Here is a 21,115-nt window from a genome sequence, read left to right as displayed (position 1 = left end):
CCGGATGCCGTGCGGCGCCCGGCGTCGCCGGGGCGCGACGATCCCTTATCGCAGGCCCAGCTCACTCTGAATGATCGAATACCACTCGTCCGTCATACGGCGCGCGGTGGCTCCACTGAACGCATTCGCGTCGTACTTGAGGAACATCTTGTACCCGTCACCCTCCCGATAGAATTCCGCGGAGAGTACATATTCCCCGGTGTACGGCAGGTCGTCGAACAGCCGCAGGTCCAACTCGCCCTGACCGGCCGGCGAGTCGTTGGTGAGCAGTTCCGCGCCGTCGAAGTTCTGGAACAGGAAGTTCGTCAGGACCAGCGGTTCGTCGTCCGTTCCCAGCGCGCGGGTGATCTCCCGCAACGGGTAGGCGCCGTGCTCGATGCCGGCGACCATCTTGCGCTGCACGGATTTGAGCAGTTCGGGGAAGCCGTCGGTGACCGTGCAGCGGATGGGCAGGCAGTTCGCGAACTGGCCGACCACGCCCTGGAACCGCTCCTCGTGGCGGGCGGCCGTGGTCATGCCCAGGACCAGGTCGTGCTGCCCGGTCAGTTGGTGCAGGAACCGCACGTACGTCGTGAACAGCACGGTGGCGACACTGACCCGGTGTTCCCTCGCCTTGTCGGCAAGCGCGGTGACCAGCGCCGGCGGCAGCCGGACCGTCGCCACGTCCACGCGGGGCAGCCGCTTCGGGTCGTACGGACGGTCGTAGGGCAGCGCGAGCGTGGCACGCGGCCCCTCCAGCTCATGGACCCAGTAGTCCCGGTGCTGCTGTGCCCGCGGACCGGCGAGCATCGCCTCCTCCCAGGCGACGAAGTCGCCGTAGGTGGCCAGGACCGGACTTCCCTTGCCCTGGTAGGCGTCCTTGAGCGTGCGGATCAGGACCGCCGTCGACGTGCCGTCCAGCAGGATGTGGTGCGCCGTGATCAGCAGCAGCCGTCGTCGCCCGGCCAGGGAGACCAGGTGTGTCCGGACCAGCGGGCCCGCCGCCAGATCGAACGGGACGTCGACCAGGCCCCGCAGCCTGGCCAGTTGCGCGACGCGCGAGCCGGCCGCGATGTCGACCCGGTCGAACGACGGGGCCCTGGTGGGGTCGATGTCCATGTACGGCACGCCGTCCCGCTCACCGAAGACCGCGCTCAGCACCGGGTGGATCTCCGTCTGGGCGCGGATCGCCCGCTCCAGGGCCGCCTCGTCCAGGTCACCGTGGATCTCGAAGAGGATCGGCAGGTTGTAGGCGGTCGACTCCGGCCGGCGCCGCTGGTCCCGGTACATGGTCAGCTGACCGCGCGAGAGGTTCCACCGTTCGCCCGCCGTGCCCGCGAAGTGGGCGCACAGGCCGTCGACGGATTCGATGTCGAAGAGCAGGGTGGAGGAGACGTCGTCGCCGAAGTCCTCGCGCAGGGCGTTGGTGAGCTGGAGGACCAGGATGGAGTCCAGGCCGTAGCCGATGAGCGGGGCCGAGGTGTCGATCCGGTCGGCCGGGATGCCCAGGACAGTGGCGGCTTTGGCCAGGATGAGCGCGGACAGGTCGGATTTCGTCGCCGGCCCGGAGGAAGCGGAAGGAGCGGCCTCGGGGCTCACGGCCGCGGGCCGGGGCACGGGGATCGGGGTGGCCTCGGGGCTCATGGCCGGGGGTCGGGGCACGGGAACCAGGGCGGGCGTGGGCTCCGGTCGCCGGGCCGGCACCGGCCGCTCCGAAACGCCGGCTCCCTGCCGCGCGGCTCCCGCCGGCCTGACCCCGGCCCCTTGCCGAGCCACCCCGTCACTCTCCGCTGCGATGACCTGCTGCCCCAGCGGCAGCGCCTGCGGCAGCGGGAACACGACCGTGCCGAAGCCCTCCCCGGCCAGCACGTCCCGCCAGCTCTCCGGTGACAGCGCCGGCGAGCCCGGGATCCGCAGCGACCGGTCGTCGAACAGCCACCAGCCTTCGAGCAGCCCGAACGTCAGGTGGCTGAACAGGTCGAACGCCGACAGCTCGTTCAGCAGCAGCCACCCGCCGGCCCGCAGGGCGGCCTTGGTGTTGCGCAGGGTGGTGCGGGTGTCCCTGGTCGCGTGCAGCACGTTGGCGGCGATCACCAGATCGAAACCGCCCTCGGCGATGTCCTGCCCGGCCAGCGGCTGTTCGATGTCGAGCAGCCGGCAGTCCAGGTACGGCACGTCCGGCCCGTACGTGGTACGCGCGTGGTTGAGGAACGCCTTGGACAGATCCGTGTAGACGTAGGTCTCGATGCTCTCCCGGTACGGCTCGAGCGCGGCGAACATCCCGGCGCTGGTGCCGCCGGTACCGGCACCGATCTCCAGAATCCGCAGCCGGGCACCGGGTTCCCGGCGCAGCCGCTCCGACACGATGCCGACGGCGGCACGGGCCATGGCACGGTTGAACAGGTCGGCGACGTGGTTGTCCCGGTAGCAACCCTCCACCAGTTCCACGGAACCGCGCGGGAACATGACGTCGGTGGGCCTGGTCCGGCCGGTCAGGATGGAGGGCAACGCCCTGAGCGTGGCGGAGACCAGACGCAGCTCGGCCGTGCGGTCGGCGTCGGCCGACCACAGTTCGCACCGCCGGTCCCACTGCCCGAGCACGACGTCCACCGGCTCGACGGCCGACGACCCGAGGACTCGCCTGGCGTGCTCCAGCCAGTCGGCGTACAACGGCAGGATCGTGGCGTGGTCGACGGAGGCCAGCTGCGCCGCCAGAACCCTGGCCAGCCACGGATCCCGCTCGGTCCGGCGCCACCGCACGACCTCGTCCAGGAGGCCGTCCACTCGGTCGGACGTGATCAGCAGCTCACCGCGAACCCGGGACGGCGTCCGATCGTGCACGGTGACCCTGGTGGCACGATCGAAGTTCGCCAGGGTGTTGTGCTGGTCGGTCTTGACGAACGCGAGCTGCCGCTGGTCCCCACCGAGCAGTGAGTCCAGGGCGACGAGCCCCTCGCGCGGTTCGATCGACACCAGCCCGACCCGGCTCAGCTGCTCCCGGTAGAACTCGGACGTGACGCTCCCGAGGTTGCCCCACCACCCCCAGTTCATGACCCTGACCGGTGTCTCCCAGTGCTGTCCGAGCGCGTGTGCGTAGGCGTCGCTGAAGGTGCACCCGGCCGCGTAGTTGCCCTGGCCGGCCGCTGTCGTGAAGGACTGCATCGACGACAGCAGCACGGCGAAGTCCAGCTGCTCGCCGTCGAAGACCTCGGCCATCGCGGTCGTGACGTCGACCTTGGCCGCCAGCCCCGCGCGGAGCGTGGCCTCGTCCATCCTGGCGAAGGTGGAGTCCCGCAGCACGAGCGCGGCCTGCACAACCCCGTTGACCCGCGGGTGGCGCTGCTTGATCTCCGTCAGGGCACGGCGCAGCGCGGCCGGATCCCCGGCGTCGGCGCTGAGGTAGCGGACCGTGCCGCGCCCCTTGACCGTGCGAATCCTCTCCTCGATGGACGAATCGTGGGCGCTGCGGCCGATCCAGATGACGTGCGCGCCGAAGTGCCGCACCACGTGCTCGGTCCACGCCGTGCCCAGACCGCCGGCACCGCCGATCACGACGTAGACGCCACCTTCGCGGTACACCGGTTTCGCCGGTGCCTCGCACGGCGCCCAGTGCCGGGCGAGCCACTGGCCGGCCCGCCGGACCCAGGCGTCATCGGGCGACCGGGCGGGCAGGGCCGTGAGATCGGCGGGCCACTCGGGGCCGTCGAGGTCGACGCGGCGAACGGTCCACTGCTGGTACTCCCGCCCCAGCGACCCGAACAGGCCGTGCAGCCCGGCGTGCGCCGGCTGGACGGGGTCGCCGGCGTGGGTGGCGAGCGCGCGGGCCGTGACCAGCGTGATCCCCAGCGGCCGGGCGTCGTACCCGGCACCGATCAGCGCCTTGATCATGCGGAACGCCGCGACGACGCCGTCGTTCTGGGCGGCCACGTGGCCGGCGGCGTCGGTGGGCTCCAGTTTGGTCTCGGGCGCGGTCCAGACCAGGTGGTCGATCGGTCCGAGGCCACGCAGCGCGGCGGTCACCTCCTCGACGGACGCCGACGGCGGCAGCGGCCAGGTCAGGGTGGTTTCGAGCGCCGAAGGCCCGCCGACGACCAGTACCCGGTCGGTACGGGAGGGCACGTGCGCGTCGACCGCGGTGATCGGGTCCCACACGGGAGCGAACAGCGCGGGCCCGGTCCGGGCCGTGCGGCGCGAGGTGTATCCGGTCAGCCGCACGCAGACCTCGCCGTCGGCGTCGACCAGGTCGATGTCCAGCTTGCTGAGCGGCCCGGACTCGCCGCCCCGCACCACCGCCCACATCGTCGGCGTGCACGGGGAGAACAGGTCGAGCTGATCCAGGGCGAACGGCACGGCGGTGTCCCGCATCCCGGTGAGGTGGGCCGCGACCGCCGCCTGGATCGCCGAGTCCAGCATCGCGGGCGTCAGCGGCCCCGGCTCCGCCGACTCGGGCAGCACCAGTTCGGCCAGCACGATCCCGGAGCCGACGTGGGCCTGCCGGATCGCCCGGAGGGTCGGGCCGTGGTCGATTCCCATCGACACCAGGGCGTCGTGGATCCGGTCGGCGGAGACGGTTTCCCGGCAGCCCACGCTCAGTGCGGCGAGGTCGACCCGGGGCGGGCGCGGGGCGTCGGACGGCGCGATGCCGCCTTCACAGCAGACGGTTCGGCCGGTGGCGATCTCGAACCGGTGACCGCCCTTGCCGGTCGCGCGCACATCGACCCGTACGTCGACCGGACTGTCCGCAACCTCCAGCGGCTGTACCCACGTCACATTGCGCATCCGCACCGTGACGGCGCCCAGCGCCTTGCGCGCCAGTTCGAGACAGGCGACCGCGGGCAGGATGTGGCGGCCCTGCACCACATGGTCGCGCAGCAGGCCGTCCGCACGGGTCAGCGTCACCTGGTCGCGCGGCGGGCCGTCCGCACGGGCCGGCGTCACCCGATCGTCGCCGGTCGCGGGCCAGTGCCGGTCGCGGGAGAAGGGGTAGGTCGGCAGCGGGATGCGCCGGCCCTGGGCCGGCACCCGGCCGTCCTCGGGCAGCCGGGCCGGGACCGTGCCGTCGAGGACCTGGAGCAGCTCGTCACGATCGCGGACCACGCAGGCGAACCGGTGCGCGAACCGCTCCCTGCCGACGGCCAGGGTGTACGCGAGGTCGCCGAGGTCGATCGACGCGTCGGCCCGGACGTGTGCCGCCAACCGGCGCTTCTGTTCGACGAGTTGCCGCTCGCTCCGGGCCGACAGCACCACCGGGTGTTCCGCCGGCGGTGCACCGGTTCGCGCAACGGGCGGAGCCTCTTCGATCACGAGGTGCGCGTTGGTCCCGCTGGCGCCGAAGGAGCTCACCACACCGCAGCGCGGGACGCCGGGCGGTGAATTCCAGCCGTGGGTACGGGTGCTCAGGTAGAACGGGCTTCCCGCAAGGGGAATCGCCTCGTTGGCGGTCTCGAAGTGCAGTGAGGCGGGGATCTGCCGGTGCTTCATCGCCAGCAGCACCTTCAGCACGCCCGCGATGCCGGCCGCGAACTGGGTGTGGCCGATGTTGGTCTTCAGCGAGCCGACCGCGCAGTACTCCGTCCTGTCGGTGCGGGCACGGAACGCGCGGTTGAGCGCCTGGAACTCGATGGGGTCGCCGAGCCTGGTGCCGGTGCCGTGCGCCTCGACGAGTCCGATGCGCTCCACGTCGACACCGAACCGCTCGTACACCTCGCCGAGCAGGCTCTCCTGGGACACCGAGCTCGGCGCGGTGATGCCGTTGGTGGCGCCGTCCTGGTTGACCCCGCTGGCCTTGATCACGCCGTGGACGTGGTCGCCGTCGGCCAGCGCGTCCTCAAGCCGTTTGAGCACAACGACTCCGACGCCCTCACCGGGCACGAAACCGTCGGCGCGGTGGTCGAACGTGTGGCAGCGGCCGGTCGGCGAGAGCATGCCGGCGCGGTCCGCGAGCGCGTACAGCCGCGGTGTGGACTGGAGGAACACCCCGCCCGCCAACGCCATCGAGGTCTCACCGGACCAGAGGTCCTTGCACGCCAGGTCGATCGCCACGAGCGAGCTGGAGCACGACGTGTCGACGGCGATCGCCGGGCCCTTGAGGTCGAGGAAGTAGGACACCCGGCTCGGGATGACCGAGGTCATGTTGCCCCACAGGGTCTGCGCCGGTGCGTCCCGGTCGAGCAGCCCCTGGTAGTCGCCCGCCCAGGCCCCGACGTAGACGCCGCAGCGCCGCCGGCCCATCCGGCCCGCGTAGCCGGCGTCCTCCAGCGCCTTCCAGGACTCTTCGAGCAGCAGCCGCTGCTGCGGGTCCATCACGGCGGCCTCGGTGCCGGAGATGTTGAAGAACATCGCGTCGAACTCGTCGATGCGGCTGAGGAAGCCGCCCCGGGTGCAGATGCTCACGCCGTCGAGGTCGAACCGGGCCGTCCCGGTGACCAGGTCGTCGCCGTCGGCCAGGTGCGTCCACAGTTCGTCGAGCGAGTCGGCGCCCGCGAACCGGCCGCTCATGCCGATCACCGCGATCGGTCCGCGCTCCCCGTCCACGGAAGAGCGTCCCCGGTGCCCGATCCCCACGGGTACGGGTTCCACGGCCGGTCCCGGGACGGTTTCCGGCGTCGGCACGGGCACCGGCGCCGGCGCCGTCTCCGGGACGCCTTCCGTGTGGACGATGGTGTCCCTGTACTCGGTGAGCAGGTGCGCGGCCAGCCGGTCGGCCGTGCTGAAGTCGAAGACCACGCTCGTCGGCAGGTCCAGCGACAGCGCCTCGTTGAGCTGGTGCACCACACGGATCGCCAGGATCGAGTCCAGGCCGTAGTCGGCGAACGCCAGCCCGCCCTCGACCTCGGCGACCTCCAGCGCCAGCGCGCGGGCGATCTTCTCCCGCACGACGGCGGGCACGAGCTCGTCCGGACCGCGCCGCACCGCGTCCGGACTCCGCCGCACGACAACGGGTTCGACGACCGGAGCCGCAGCCGGCGCGGGCATCGGCCGGGTCAGGTCACCGATCCAGAACCGCTCCTTCGCGAACGGGTACGTGGGCAGCGACACCACCCGGCGCGGCGCCCCCCGGTGCAGGCGCTCCCAGTCCACCTCGACGCCCGACGCCCACAGCGCCGCGAGCCTGGACAGCTTGCCGGCGGCGATCCACCGCTGGACCAGCAGCTCCTGGAGATCGCTGTCGCCGGTGATCTCCGCGAGCAGACCACCGGAAGCCCCGACGGTGCCCCGGTGTCCCCGGCCGGCCCGCAGGCCGGTCCTCAGCTCCGCGGTCGACGACACCGCGACCGCGTACCGCTCGGCCATCGCCTCCCGTCCGACCTGGAGGGTGAAGGCCAGGTCGGCGAGGTCGGTGTCCGGGTTGCGGTCGAGGAACCCGGCCAGCCCGTCGACGGCCGCGGTGAGCTGCTCGGGAGTCCTCGCCGAGAGGACGACGACCTGTTCGGTGCCGCTTGTCGCACCGTCAGTGGGCTGCACGGGATACTCCTCGACGATCACGTGCGCGTTCGAGCCACCGGCACCGAAGGAGGACACCGCCGCGATCCGCGGGCCGTCGGAGTGCCACGGGCTCAGTTCGCGCTGGACCCGGAACGGGGTCCGCTCGAAGCTGATGTTCGGGTTGAGCTGTTCGGCGTGCAGGCTCGGCACGAGCTGCCGGTGCTTGAGCTGGAGCAGGACCTTGGTCAGGCCGGCCACCCCGGCCGCGGCCTCCAGGTGGCCGATGCCCGACTTCACCGAGCCGATCGCGCAGTACTGCCGGTCCGCGGTGTCCTGCTCGAACGCCGTGGTCAGGCCGGTGATCTCGATCGGGTCGCCCAGTTCGGTGCCGGTGCCGTGCGCCTCGACGTAGCCGATCTGCCGCGCGGAGACCCCGGCCCGGTCCAGCGTCCGCCGGATCAGATCGGCCTGGGCGACCGGGCTCGGCACGGTGTAGCCGGTGGTGCGTCCGCCGTGGTTGACGCCGGAGCCCCGGATCACCGCGAGCACGCGGTCCCCGTCGGCCACCGCCCGGGACAGCGGCTTGAGCAGCACGCATCCGACGCCCTCACCGGGTACGAACCCGTGGCCGCCGGCGCCGAAGCTGCGGCAGTGCCGGTCGGGCGAGAGCATGCCGGAGCGGCACAGCTCGACGTAGTCCAGCGGGTGCGTGTAGAGGTTCACGCCGCCGGCGATCGCCACCTCGCACGCGCCGCGCCGGAGTTGTTCGCACGCCTCGTGGATCGCGGTCAGCGACGCCGAGCACATCGTGTCGATCGTCAGGCTCGGTCCGCGCAGGTCGAGCAGGTAGGAGGCGCGGGCACTCAGCGAGGCGAACGACAGGCCGGGCACCACGAGCTCGCCCGAGGGCAACCGGCCCACGCCGTGCCGGGCGTGGCCGATCTTGGTGACGCCCGCGAACACCCCGATCCCGTGGCCGTGGCGGTCGGCGAGGCGTGCCCTCGTGTAGCCCGCGTCCTCGAGGACCTCCCACGCGGCCTGCACGAACAGCCGTTCCTGCGGGTCCATGGCGTACGCGTCGCGCGGGGCGATGCCGAAGAACCTGGGGTCGAAGGCCGCGAAGTCGTCCAGGAAGCCGCCCCACTTGCTGTAGCTGCGACCGGTGGCGACCGCCGTGTTGCGGTCCGGTTCGAAGAAGCCGTCCAGCGGCCAGCGGTCCACCTCACGGACGCAGTCACGGCCGGCCCTGAGGTTGTCCCAGAACTGGTCCGGGTCGGCGGCGCCCGGGTAGCGCCCGCTCAGCCCGATGATCGCGATCGGCTCGTCGGTGCCGACGGTCGGCTGTTCGACGGTGGCGGCCGGCTCGTCGGCGGTGGCCACGGGCTGCTCGGTACTGATGGTCGGCTTGTGGGCGGTGGCGGTCGGCCGTCGGCGCGCCGGTTCCGGCCGGCGGCCCGCGAGCTGGTCGGCCACCGCCCGCAGGGTCGGCTGCTCGTAGAAGATCGTCGAGGAGACATCGGGATGGCTCTTGACCAGCTCCCGGTTCAGCTGGAGGACCAGCACCGAGTCCAGGCCGATGTCGATGAGCGGGCGGTCGGGGTCGACCGAGCCCGGCGCGAGCCTGGTGACCTCGGCGAACAGGGTGACGAGGTGGTCGAGGACGTGCGGGTCGCCGGCGGGTTCGGGAGTCGCCGCCGGCAGCGGCGGGGGCGGGGCCGGCGTTCCCGTCCGCGCCCGCTCCGGGTCGCCGTGGTGCACCCACACCTGGTCCGCCCCCGCGTTCCAGGCGTCGGTCAGCGCCGTGAACCCCGCCTCCGTGGGCATCGGCGACAGCCCCCGGTCCTCCCACAGATACGCCCGGGTGCTGTCGCCGACCCGCATGCCGCCGTCCTCCCACAGCGGCCACGCGACGGACAGCGTGCGCCCACGGCGGTGCCCGTCCGCGACCAGGGCGTTGCGCACGGCGGCGAACCCGTCGAGGAAGGCGTTGGCGGTCGCGTAGTCGGACTGCCCGGGGTTGCCGGTGATCCCGGCGCCCGAGGAGAACGCCAGCACGAACTCCAGCGGACAGTGCGCGGTGGCCCGGTCGAGGTGCACGAGACCGTCCACCTTGCTCGCGAGCACGTCGTCCCACTGCTCGACGGTCTTCTCCGCGAGCAGCGAATCCCGTACCACGCCGGCGGAATGCACGATCCCGGTGATCTCGCCCGCCTCGGCGACGAGGTGCCGCACCTCCTCCCAGCGGGAGACGTCGGCGCGCACGTACCGCGCGACCGCGCCGGCCTGCCGCAGCTCGGCGAGCAGGCTCTCGACCCGGTCGTCACCCGGCGACCGGCCGGCCAGCACAATGGTCGGCCGCCGCACGTCAGCGGCGATTCGGCGGGCCGTCAGGGCACCGATACCACCGGCACCGCCCGTGATCAGATACCCGCCACCGTCTCGCCAGGGCCTGCCGGACGCCGCTCCCCGGGGCGCGGCCGGGGCCCAGGTGCGGGTGTGCCGGACACCGTCGCGGTAGACGATGAGGTCGTCGGTGGCACCGGCGTTCTCCGCCACGACGGCGGCCACGTCGACACCGCCGTCACCGCCGTCACCGTCGACACCGATGACCTGGCCGACGATCCGCGGGTTCTCCTTGGTGACGGTCCGCAGCAGACCGGCCAGGGCGATGTTCTCCGTGATCACCTGGACCAGGGTGGTGCCGTCCTGGGCACCGAGGCCACGGATGCTCTCCAGCACCTGCCAGGACAGATCACGGAACCGGCTCTCCGGCCGCTGCTTGACCGTGTCGAGGCGGATGGCCCCGGGCACGGACCCGTCGACCCCGCACAGCAGGACAACGCGACGGTCGTACCGGCCGGTCGCGGCGGCGGGCGTCGGCGTCCACCGCGGAGTCAGCAGCGTCGTGCCGGTCTCCTTCGTGGTGCCGGGAAACCAGAACCGGTCCCGGGCAAAGGGGTATCCGGGCAGCTGTGCGCGCCTGGGCGGCTCGCCGCCGGACAACGAGCGCCAGTCGACGGTGGCACCGCCGATCCACCGCCCGATCGGGTCCCCGCTGACACCACGGTCGCCGGTGGTGACGAACGCCCGCAGCCTGTCGACGAGTTCGGCACGCGAGGAGACGACCCAGCCGACTCGTTCCGCCATCTCCTCGCGGCCGACCTGCAGACTCCACGCGACGGACCGCAGCGGGACCTCGTCCGACGTCTCCAGGTAGGACAGCAGATCCCGGGCGCGGTCGGTCAACTGCCGCGCGGTGCGTGCCGACAGCGGCACCGCGACCGTCCCGGCGGCCTCCTCGGTCAGGTCGCCGGGAACGTATTCCTCGACGACGACATGGGCGTTGACGCCACCGAACCCGAAGCTGCTCACCCCGGCACGCCTCGGCGCGGGGCTGCCGTCAGGGTTGCGGGGCCGCGGCCAGGGCTCGTTCTCCCGCACGAGGTGGAACGGACCGCCGGCCAGTTCGATGTACGGGTTGACCTGCTCGACGTGCTGAGTCGCGGGCAGCACACCGTGCTTGAGCGCGAGCAGCACCTTCAGCAGTCCGGCGATGCCCGCCGCCGACTCCAGGTGGCCGATGTTGGTCTTGACCGAACCGAGGCCGCACGCACCGTCGTCGCTGCGCCCCAGCCGGCGGAACGCCGTGCGCAGCGCGCGGACCTCCACCGGATCGCCGAGGGCCGTGCCGGTGCCGTGCGTCTCGATGTAGCCGATGGTGTCCGGGTCGAGGCCGCCGACGGCGGCCGTCACGAGCTCGGCCTGGGCGTCGGCGTTCGGCGCGGTCAGCGAGTTCGCCCGGCCGCCGTGGTTGTACGCGCTTCCCCTGAGCACGCCGAGGATCGCGTCACCGTCGCGCTCCGCCGCGGCCAGCGGCTTGAGCACGACCGCCCCGACGCCCTCGCCACGGACATAGCCGTTCGCGCCGGCGTCGAAGGTCTTGCACAGGCCGTCCGGGCTGAGCATGCCCGCGCGGTGCGCGCTGACGAACGTGTCCGTGCTGAGCAGCACGTTCACCCCGCCCGCGACGGCCATGTCACACGCGCCGGAACGGATCGCCTCGATCGCGCGGTGCACCGCCACCAGCGAGCTGGAGCAGGCCGTGTCGATCGGTTCGCTCGGGCCGCGCACATCGAGCAGGTACGAGATGCGGTTGGCCAGGATCGAGTGCGTCGTCCCGGTCGACGTGAACGCGTCCGGCCGCACGCCGAACGTGGTGAGCAGCGTCGCGTAGTCGTTGCCCGTGACGCCGATGAACACTCCGGTGCTGGTCGGCAGGTCGGCCGGCCGGTACGCGCTGTCCTCCAGCGCCTGCCACACCGTTTCCAGCGCGAGGCGGTGCTGCGGGTCCATCAGCTCGGCCTCGCGCGGCAGGATGCGGAAGAAACCGGCGTCGAAGGCGTCGATGTCGTCCAGGGCTCCGATCCGCTTGGGGAAGTCCTGGGCCTCGATGGTCCTGCGGTGGTTCTCGTCGTACCGGTGCAGCGGGAACGCGGTGACGGAGTCCTTGCCCGCCACCAGGTTCGCCCAGTACTCGTCCAGGTTGCGGGCGTCCGGGAACCGCCCCGCCGCGCCGATGACGGCGACCGGCATGCGCGGATCGGACTCGACACGGACCGGCTGCGGCCGTGGTTGTGGCTGCGGCTGGACCTCGACGGTGGCACCGTGTTCGTCGGCCAGGTGGGCGCCCAGCGCCTCCAGCGTGCTGACGTCGAAGAAGACCGCCGGACTGACCGTGACACCGAGCCGCTCGTGGATCTCCTGCGCGAAGGTCACCAGCGAGATGGAGTCGAAGCCGAACGCGTCCAGGCCGGTACCCGGGTCGAGTTCCTCCGGCTCGAACTTGAGGATGCCGGCGGCGATGGACCGCAGAGTGTCCACGACGGCCGGTACGGCCGGTGCGACCGGCTTCGCGCTCACCGGGACCCGGTCGACCGGGATCAGGGCCGGGCCGGCCTGCGGCACCGTCCGGTCAGCCGGCGTTGTCCCGCCGACCCCGCGCCGCACGCCGCTCAGCTCTCCGACGATCTCACCCGTGCCCCCGACCAGGACGATCCGGTCGTCCCCGAACACCACGTGGGTGACCGGCGAACCGGCCCGCACCCGGATCTCCCCGACCCGGTTGAGCGCGACCCGGGTCCAGTCCGGCGCCCCGGCGTGCTTGGCCTCCCACTGCACGCCCTGGGCGATCACGGCGAGCACGAACGGCTCGATGGTGACGTTGCGCCGGACATGGTCCTGTTGGAATCCGGGCCGGCCGACGCCCAGCACGGTCCGACCGTCCGGCGTGCGGAACACGCCGTCGGCCGCGCACGACGCGGGCTTGTAGTCCAGCCCGCCCTCGGCCAGCTCGGCCAGGAACCGTTCCCGCGTGAGGACGCGCCGCAGTCCGCTCAGATCGACCCGGCCGGACGGTGCCGTGGCGGCCCGCACGGTGAACTCGACGGCCGCCGAGCCGTCCTCGGTCCGTACGGTGCCGTGACCGTCGGTGAACTCCGTGACGAGCCGCTTGGCCGTGGACCAGTCGACCGGCCGCAGCACACGGAGGTCGTGGACCGACGCCTCCGTGGCGAACCCGCTGACCCTGGCGGTGGCCAGCGCGAGATCCACGGCGAAGGTGGACACGACGGCCGGCACCTTGTCCAGGCGGTAGCCGTAGTCGAGCAGGTCGGCGAGGTGGACGTCCAGGCCGTAGCGCAGGCCGCGGACATCGGATTCGTTGCGCCCCAGGAACGGGTGCAGCCGCTCCCGCAGCGCCAGCGGGGCCAGCACGGACGGCGCGCCGTCGGTCTGCTCGACCCAGCAGCGCACCTTCTCGAACGGGTACGCGGGCAGCGACACCCGGCGCGCCGTCGGCAGCTGGTCCCAGTCGACGCTCCGGCCGGCGACCCAGGCCGTCGCGAGTTCGTGGGCGGGCAGATCCCGTCGGCCGGCCAGGTATCTGTCGACGGCCGCCAGCGCGGACCGCTGGTCACCCGCCACGAACGCCCAGCGGGTGGGCAACTCGTTCTTGCCCACCCGCAAGGTGAACGCGATGTCGGGAAGGTCGGCTTCCCGCACCCCGGCGAGGTGGTCACGGAAGGCGGCCAGGTAGCGCCCGAGCGCGGCCTCGTTCATCGCGGAGAACACGAACAGCTGCTCGCCGAACGGCTCCCGGCGCACCGGACGTTCGGGATACTCCTCAAGAATGATGTGGGAGTTCATGCCGCCGGCGCCGATCGACGTGATGCCGGCCCGTCGGGGGTGGGTGACCTGCCGGCCGTCGACCACGGTGACCGCCGGCCGCCAGTCGGCGAGCGACTGCTGCACCCGGAACGGCGTGTCGGCGAAGTCGATGTCCGGGTTGAGCTCCGTGCTGTGCAGGGACGGCACCAGCTTGCCGTGCCGCAGCTGGAGCAGCACCTTGGCCAGGCCGATCATGCCGGCCGCCGCGAGCAGGTGTCCCATGTTGGCCTTGACGGACCCGAGCGCGCAGAACTGACTGTCCGGGGTGTACTTCCGGTACGCCGACGTCAGCGCGCGGACCTCGATCGGGTCGCCCAGCGCGGTGCCCGAGCCGTGCCCCTCGACGTAGCTGATCGTCCTCGGGTCGACCCCCGCGTCGTTGATCGCCTTCTCGATCGCGTGCGCCTGCATGCCCGGACTCGGCACGGTGAAGCCGTTGCGGGCACCCGCGTTGGACAGGGCGGTGCCCCTGATCACGGCGTACACCTGGTCGCCGTCGCGCTCGGCGTCGACCAGCGGCTTGAGTACCACGGCGCCGACACCCTCACCGAGGATGGTGCCGTCCACACCGTGGCCGAAGCTGCGGATCACATCGGAGGTGCCGGTGGTGAAGTGCTCCTCCGACGAGGTGATCAGGTTGTACGGGTGCAGCATCAGATTGACGCCGCCCGCGACCACCATCCGGCACTCGCCGGCCCGCAGCATCTGCACGGCCTGGTGCACGCACGTCGACGAGGCCGAGCACATGGTGTCCAGGAAGATCGACGGCCCGGTCAGACCGTAGAAGTAGGACAGCATGTTGGGGAGCGTCCCGGTGTAGCTGCCGCTCTGCGGCGCGCCGCGGGTGAGGCTGTTCTGGAAGCCGTACAGGTTGTAGTGGTTGCTCATGGTCCCCACGAGCACGCCGACGTCACCCTGGTAGCGGCGGTGGATGGTCTCCCGCGAGTAGCCGGCGTCCTCCAGCGCCTGCACGCCGGCCTGGAGGAACAGCCGCACCTCCGGGGACATCTGTTCGGCCTCGCGCTTGGAGATGCGGAAGTAGCGGGGATCGAACTTGTCGAGATCGCGGAGGAAGGTGCCGCTCCTGATCACGCTCTTGCCCGGCACGGCCCGGTCGCTGTCGTAGACGGCCTCGTGGCCCCAGCGGTCGGCGGGGATCTCCTCGAAGGTGTGCCGGCCGTTCTCCAGCAGCTCCCACAGCTCGTCCATCGTGTCGGCGCCGGGGTAGCGCCCGGACACGCCGATGATCGCGATGTCGTGCCGGTCGTCGCGCCCGGGTTCGCGGACTTCGGTGGCGGCGGACCCGGCCGGGTCTTCGAACCGGGTGGCCGGGGCCTCCGGCTGCGCGGCCGGTGTGCCGGCCCCCTCCGTCGCCCCCAGCACGGCTTCCAGCTGCTCCCGCCGCGACTCCACGAAGTGCGCGGCCACGTCCGCGAGGTTCAGGTACTCGAAGAAGATCGTCTTGGACAGCGGCCCGAACAGCTTCTCCAGCCGGGCGGTCACCTCCAGGATGCTCAGCGAGTCGATGCCGTACTCGATGAGGTTGCTGGTCGGCCGGATGTGCTCCGGGGCGTGCCGAAGGACCTCGGCGACGACCCCCCTGAGCAGGTCCTCGGTCCGCTCCAGCAGGTCGCCCGCCACGTCGCCACCGGAGGGCGCCGTGACATCACCGGGCGACGCCGTGAGGCCGCCGGAGGACGCCACGGGGGCCGGTACCGTTCGGCGCTGTACGGCGAGGGTGGCCTCGGCGCCGTAGGCGACGACGATGTGCGCGGGGGCGTCGGCGAGCAGGGACCGGCCGAAGGAGCGCAGCCCGTCCTCGGTGGGCAGGGCCTCCCACCCGCGCTCGCGGCGCATCGACTCGCGGGTGACCTCGTCCAGCGTCATGCCGCCGTCGGCCCACAGCGGCCAGCTGATGGCGACGGTCCTGCCGTTGCGCTCACCCGCGTCGACCAGCGACTGCCGGTGCCGGGCGAACGCGTCCAGGAACGCGTTGGCCGCCGAGTAGTCGGACTGTCCCGGGTTGCCGTAGACACCGGCGACCGAGGAGAACAGCACGAAGAAGTCCAGGTCGAGGTGGCGGGTGGCGGCGTCGAGGTTGAGCGTGCCACGGACCTTCGGCGCGGTCACCAGCCGGACGTCGGTGAGGTCCTTGCGCAGCAGGTACTGGTCGCGCAGCACACCGGCCGCGTGCACGACGCCGTCGAGCGAACCGTGCTCCCGCAGGATCGTCCCGACCGCGGCTCGGACGTCCTCGGCGTCGGCGACGTCGACCGGCAGGTAGTGCGCGTCGACACCCTCGGCGCGCAGGGACTCGGCGGAGCCGGCGGTGGATCGTCCGCTCAGGACGACCGTCGCCTCCGCACGGCTCAGATAGCGGGCGATGTCGGGGCCGATGCCACCCAGGCCACCGGTGACCCAGTACACGCCGCCCGCCCGCAGTTCCGGCACCCGCGGACCGGCGCCGAGCCGCGTCTCGACGGGTTCCAGCACCTGCCGGGTGCCGTCGGCGGAGTAGCGGACCTCCGTGTCGGCGGAGTCGTCGGCGCACTCCTCCCGCACGATCCGCGCGACCTGTGCGGGGGAGGCCGAACCCAGGCCGGCGACCCGGACCACACGGCCCGAGACGAGCGGGTTCTCCAGCGTGACCGTTCGGAACAGGCCCGCCAGCGGTTCGTGGAAGTGCGCCGGCGTCCGGCCGTCGACCAGCACCACGAACCGGTGCCCGGCCCGGGGCCCGGACGCGAGCAGCCGCTGGACCTCGGCGAAGACCTGATCCGTCATGGCGTCGATGCCGTCGGCCGGATCCGCCGGAGTGATCTCCGGCAGGGTCACGGTGTGCGCGGTGCGGGAGCCACCGTCCGGGTTCAGCGGCCTGTCGATCCACCGCGAGGTCGCCGTGACGACGCGCGGGCCCGCGGCGGTGGTGCGCTGGGCGAGCCCCCGCAGACTGGCGCTGATCACGCCGTCGCGGTCGCACAGGTCGATGTCGAACGTGGCGAGCGCTCCGGAGTCCCCGCTCCGCCGGACCCACGCCCAGGTCTCGGACGGGCAGGGCCGGTACACCTGGAGCTCGTCGAGGGCGAAGGCCAGGGTCGGGCCGGCCGTCTCGTCCATCAGGAGCACGGAGGTCTGGAAGGCGGCGTCCAGGACACTCGGCGGCAGCACGCACCCGTCGGTTTCGGTCGCCAGGATGCGGGCGATCGCCTCGTCCCGGCCGACCCGGACCCCGCGCAGCGCGCGCATGGCCGGCCCGTACTCCAGGCCCTGGGCGCGGAACCGGGCGTAGATCTCCTCGGTGCCGCGCGTGGTACGGCAGGACGCGCGCAGGGCGTCCAGGTCCAGTGGCGACGGCTCCGGCACCGTGACGATCTCGGCGGAGCCCGTGCTGTGGATCGTCTCGCCCTGGCGGAACTCGAACGCGATGGAGTCACCACGCGGCGTCAGTCCGATGGGGACATCGACCGGTTCGTCGACGACGATCGGCCGCATCCAGGTGACCTCGCGCAGCCGGACCGACCCGTCCCGGGTGGCCGCGAACTCCACGGCGGCCCGTGCCATCTCCAGGTACGCGACCGCGGGCAGCACCCGCCGGCCGCGGACCTGGTGCGAGGCGAGGAAGGGCTCGGAGCCTGTGAACGTGGAGGTGTAGCGCTGTTGTGCCAGGTCGGAGGTGTTGCGGTGGACGAGCGGGTGCAGCGTAGCGGTGCCCGGAGCCTCGGTCCGCGGCGCGGCATACCAGTGCCGGTCCCGGGCGAACGGGTAGGTCGGCAACCGCACGCGACGGGCCCCGGGCTGCCGGGGCCAGTCGGCGGTTCCGCCGCGCACCCACGTTTCCACCGCCGCCACCACCTCCGGGCCGGCCCCGGCGGGGTTGCCCACCTCACCGGCCACCTCACCGGCCACCGCGGACTCCAGTGCGGACTCCAGCGCGGCGACGAGCTGGTCCCGGTCCGAGACGACGAACGCGACCCGGGCCGCCATCGGCTCGCGGCCGACCTGGAGCGTGTGGGCGATGTCGGCCAGCGACTGGCGTGGCCGCAGCGCGTTCTCCGGTGCCAGCAGGTGGTCCAGCAGCCCCTGGGCCAGCACACGCAGCCGCTCCGGGTTCTTCGCCGAGAGCGGGACGACGTACGGCCCCGGCGCCTCGGCAGCGGGCGCCTCGCCGCCGTGTTCCCGGCCGACGTGTTCCTCAAGCAGCACGTGGGCGTTGGTCCCGCCGAACCCGAACGAACTGACGCCCGCCCGGCGCGGTACACCGTCGCCGCCCGGCCACGGCCGGGTGTCGCCGACGATGTAGAACGGGCTGCCGTCCAGGTCGATCAACTGGTTCTGGGTCCGGAAGTTGACCGTCGCCGGCAGGATCCCGGCGGCCATCGCGCCGATCACCTTCACCACGCCCGCCACGCCCGCGGCCGATTCCAGGTGGCCGATGTTGGTCTTGACCGAGCCGATGCCGGTGCTGTCCGGCCGCGGCCTGGTCCCGTTGGTGTCGTGCAGGCTCTGGAAGGCGCGCTTGAGGCCGACGATCTCGATCGGGTCGCCGACCGGGGTGCCCGGCCCGTGGGCCTCGATGTAGCTCACGGTTTCGGGCGCGACCCCGGCGCGGGTGTAGACGTCCTCGATCAGCGCGGCCTGCGCGGCCGGGTTGGTCACGGTCAGCGAGTTGGTCCTGCCACCGTGGTTGGTGCCGACCCCCTTGATCACCGCGTACACGGAGTCGTTGTCCGCCAGCGCCCTGGCCAGCGGCTTGAGCAGCAGGACCGCGCCGCCCTCGCCGCGGACGAACCCGTCGGCGTCCTGGTCGAAGGCGTGCGACCGGCCCGTGGGCGAGAGCATGCCGGCCTTGCTGAACGCGACGAACAGCTTCGGCGACCAGCACAGGTTCACGCCGCCCGCCAGCGCCAGGTCGCAGTCGCCGTTGTGCAGTGCGGCGACGGCCTCGTAGACCGAGACCAGGGAACTGGAGCAGGCGGTGTCGTTGGTGATGCTGGGGCCGTGGAAGTCGAAGTAGTAGGACAGCCGGTTGGCGACGATCGAGTACGCCGTGCCGGTCGGGAAGTAGGCGTCGGTCGGTACGTCGTCGCGTTCGATGAGCTCGGCGTAGTCGGCGTGGCACAGGCCCATGAACACGCCGGTGCGGCTGCCCGCGAGCTCGCCCGCCCGGTATCCCGCGTCCTCGATCGCCTTCCAGGCCAGCTCCAGCGCGAACCGCTGCTGCGGGTCCATCGTCTCCGCCTCGCGCGGAGAGATGTTGAAGAAGGCCGCGTCGAAGCGGTCGGCGTCCTCGACGAACCCGGCCCAGACGCTGTTCGTCCGCTCCTCACCGCTGCGCGGATCGCCGAAGTAGCGTTCCTTGGACCACCGTTCCGCGGACACCTCGGTGATCAGCGAGCGCCCCGCCGCGAGGTGGTCGAACAGCTCGACCAGAGTGTCGGAGCGGGGGAAGCGCAGGGCGAGACCGGTGATCGCGATGTCGTCGGCACTCATCGGCTCTCCCTCGCTCGCCGCACGGCACGGCGGTTGTCCACGGTCACGCGCAGGTTCGGCGCGGCGGTCGGCGGCGTGGCCGGCCTGCTCTCGTCGCCCAGTACGAACTGCTGGTTGAGCACGGCGGTCGTCAGCAGGTAGAGGAAGGTCTGATCCTCCTTGGTGCTGATCTCCTCGACCGGCGACGACATGATCTTGTTGACCAGGCGGCGGGCGAACTTCTGGTCCACGCAGCCGATTCTGGCCAACTCGTGGTCGGACAGCAGCAGTTCCAGGTAGTCCGGGCGGCTTTCCTTGAACGCGGCGCTGCCCGGCGCGCGGTAGGGCTGCTTGGGTCGGCTGGTGGTCCACTCCGGGAGCTCGGCGCGGAACGCCTTCTTCAGGATGGCCTTCTCGATCCGGCCGTCGTCGTAGCGCAGGTTCACCGACGCGGCCGCGCGCACCACGGCCGGGTCGAGGAACGGGCAGCGGTTCTCCACGCTGTGCGCCAGCGCGGCGCGGTCTCCCTGCGTGGACAACAGGAATCCGGGCAGCAGCGTCTTGTACTCCAGCCACTGCGCCTTGTGCACCGCGGGCATGTCCGCGTAGCCCGGGGTCCCGGCGACGAGGTCGAGCAGGTCGGCGAACGGGTCGAGGCGGTCGGCGAGCAGCCGGGCCGCGAACCTGCCGTTCTGGTAGCGCATCTCGTGGGAGAACAGGCCCGGCAGCCGTTCCACCGAGAACTGCTGGTACAGGCCGAGCAGGTGGGCCTGGTGGGCGGGGCCGAAGTGATCCAGCTCCGGGTGCAGGCCGGCCAGCCCGCTGCGGCGCTCGTCCTCGGGGAGCTCGTTCCACCGCCGGCGCAGCAGGGTCTCGCGGAACAGCGAGTAGCCGAGGAACGCCTCGTCGGAGCCCTCGCCGCTGAGGACCGTCTTGATGCCGGCGTCGCGGACGTGCCGGGACAGCAGGAACATCGGCACGAAGGAGGTGCGGAAGGTGGGGACCTCGGCGTGGTACACGGCGGTCTGGAAGTTGTCGGTGATGTCCGCGCTGGTGATGGGAACCGTGGAGTGCAGGGTGCCCAGGTGCTCGGCGACTAGGCGCTGGCTGTCGGACTCGTCGAAGTTCTTGTCCTGGAACGCCACGGAGAACGTGCGGACCCGGTGCGGGGAGAGCTGGGTGGCCAGCCTCGTCACCACCGAGGAGTCCAGACCGCCGCTGAGGTAGACGCCGACCTCGACATCGGTCCGCAGGCGCAGCTCCACGCTGGTGCGCAGGGTCTCCCTGACGAGGTCGATCGCCTCGGCCTCGGTGCCGTCGAAACCGGGCACGTCGAAGGTGAGGTCCTCGTAGGAGCGCAGCGAGCGGCGGTCCGGGTCGATGGTCAGCACGGAGCCCATCGGCAGCTGGCGGATGCCCCGGAACGGCGTGCGGTCGGGCAGCGGCGTCCACACGGCGTAGGTGGTGGCCAGCTCCCTCGGGTCGAGTTCGAAACTAAATCCGGGAAAGGCGCGGAACGCCTTCATCTCGGACGCGAACAGGAAGTCACCGCCGTGGTCGGCGTAGAACAGCGGGCGTTTGCCGTAGCGGTCCCTGGCGAGGACGAGTTCGCCGGTCGCCGCGTCCCTGATGGCGACCGCGAAGGCGCCGTTGAAGCGTGTGAAGCAGGCCGCTCCCCACTGGATCCACGCCTGGAGCACCACTTCGGTGTCGGAGTGGTCGGTGCGGAACGGGCGGCCGAGACGTTCCAGTTCCGCGCGGAGCTCGATGTGGTTGTAGATCTCACCGTTGAAACAGATCCAGTAGCGCTGTGACGGGTCGGACATGGGTTGCGAGCCATCGGGGAGATCCACGATGGCCAGCCGCGCCGCCCCCATGGCGATGCCGTCGTCCAGGTAGTAGCCGGCCTCGTCCGGCCCGCGGTGGCGAATGTTCGACAGCATCGAGGTGATGACCTCGGCGGTGGCACCGGGGTGCAGCGAGGTCGAGAGGAAACCAGCCAGCCCGCACATGATCC

2 protein-coding genes are annotated in these 21,115 nt (G+C 71.8%); both read right to left on the bottom strand.

Translation table 11 applies throughout. The features are described 5' to 3' along the window. Window positions 1-45 precede the first annotated feature (45 nt). On the bottom strand, window positions 46-19,119 hold the full coding sequence (locus AB0P06_RS23390) for an SDR family NAD(P)-dependent oxidoreductase (protein WP_363610323.1): 19,074 nt from the start codon (window positions 19,117-19,119) through the stop codon (window positions 46-48). Continuing rightward, window positions 19,116-21,110: an asparagine synthase (glutamine-hydrolyzing) gene (gene asnB / locus AB0P06_RS23385; protein ID WP_363610322.1), complete on the bottom strand. Its 1,995-nt coding sequence runs from the start codon at window positions 21,108-21,110 to the stop codon at window positions 19,116-19,118. Before asnB ends, AB0P06_RS23390 begins: the two co-directional genes overlap by 4 nt. Window positions 21,111-21,115 lie beyond the last annotated feature (5 nt).

Origin of the sequence: Kitasatospora sp. NPDC088351, assembly GCF_040685575.1 — a bacterium.
In the GTDB taxonomy this organism is placed as follows: domain Bacteria; phylum Actinomycetota; class Actinomycetes; order Streptomycetales; family Streptomycetaceae; genus Kitasatospora.
The sequence above is the reverse complement of the archived record's forward strand: the minus strand, read 5'-3'. Positions and strand labels throughout refer to the sequence as shown.

Bases quoted from the DNA above. Each gene is read 5' to 3' on its own strand.
- AB0P06_RS23390 (WP_363610323.1), bottom strand. From the start codon at position 19,119: ATGAGTGCCGACGACATCGCGATCACCGGTCTCGCCCTGCGCTTCCCC.
- asnB (WP_363610322.1), bottom strand. From the start codon at position 21,110: ATGTGCGGGCTGGCTGGTTTCCTCTCGACCTCGCTGCACCCCGGTGCC.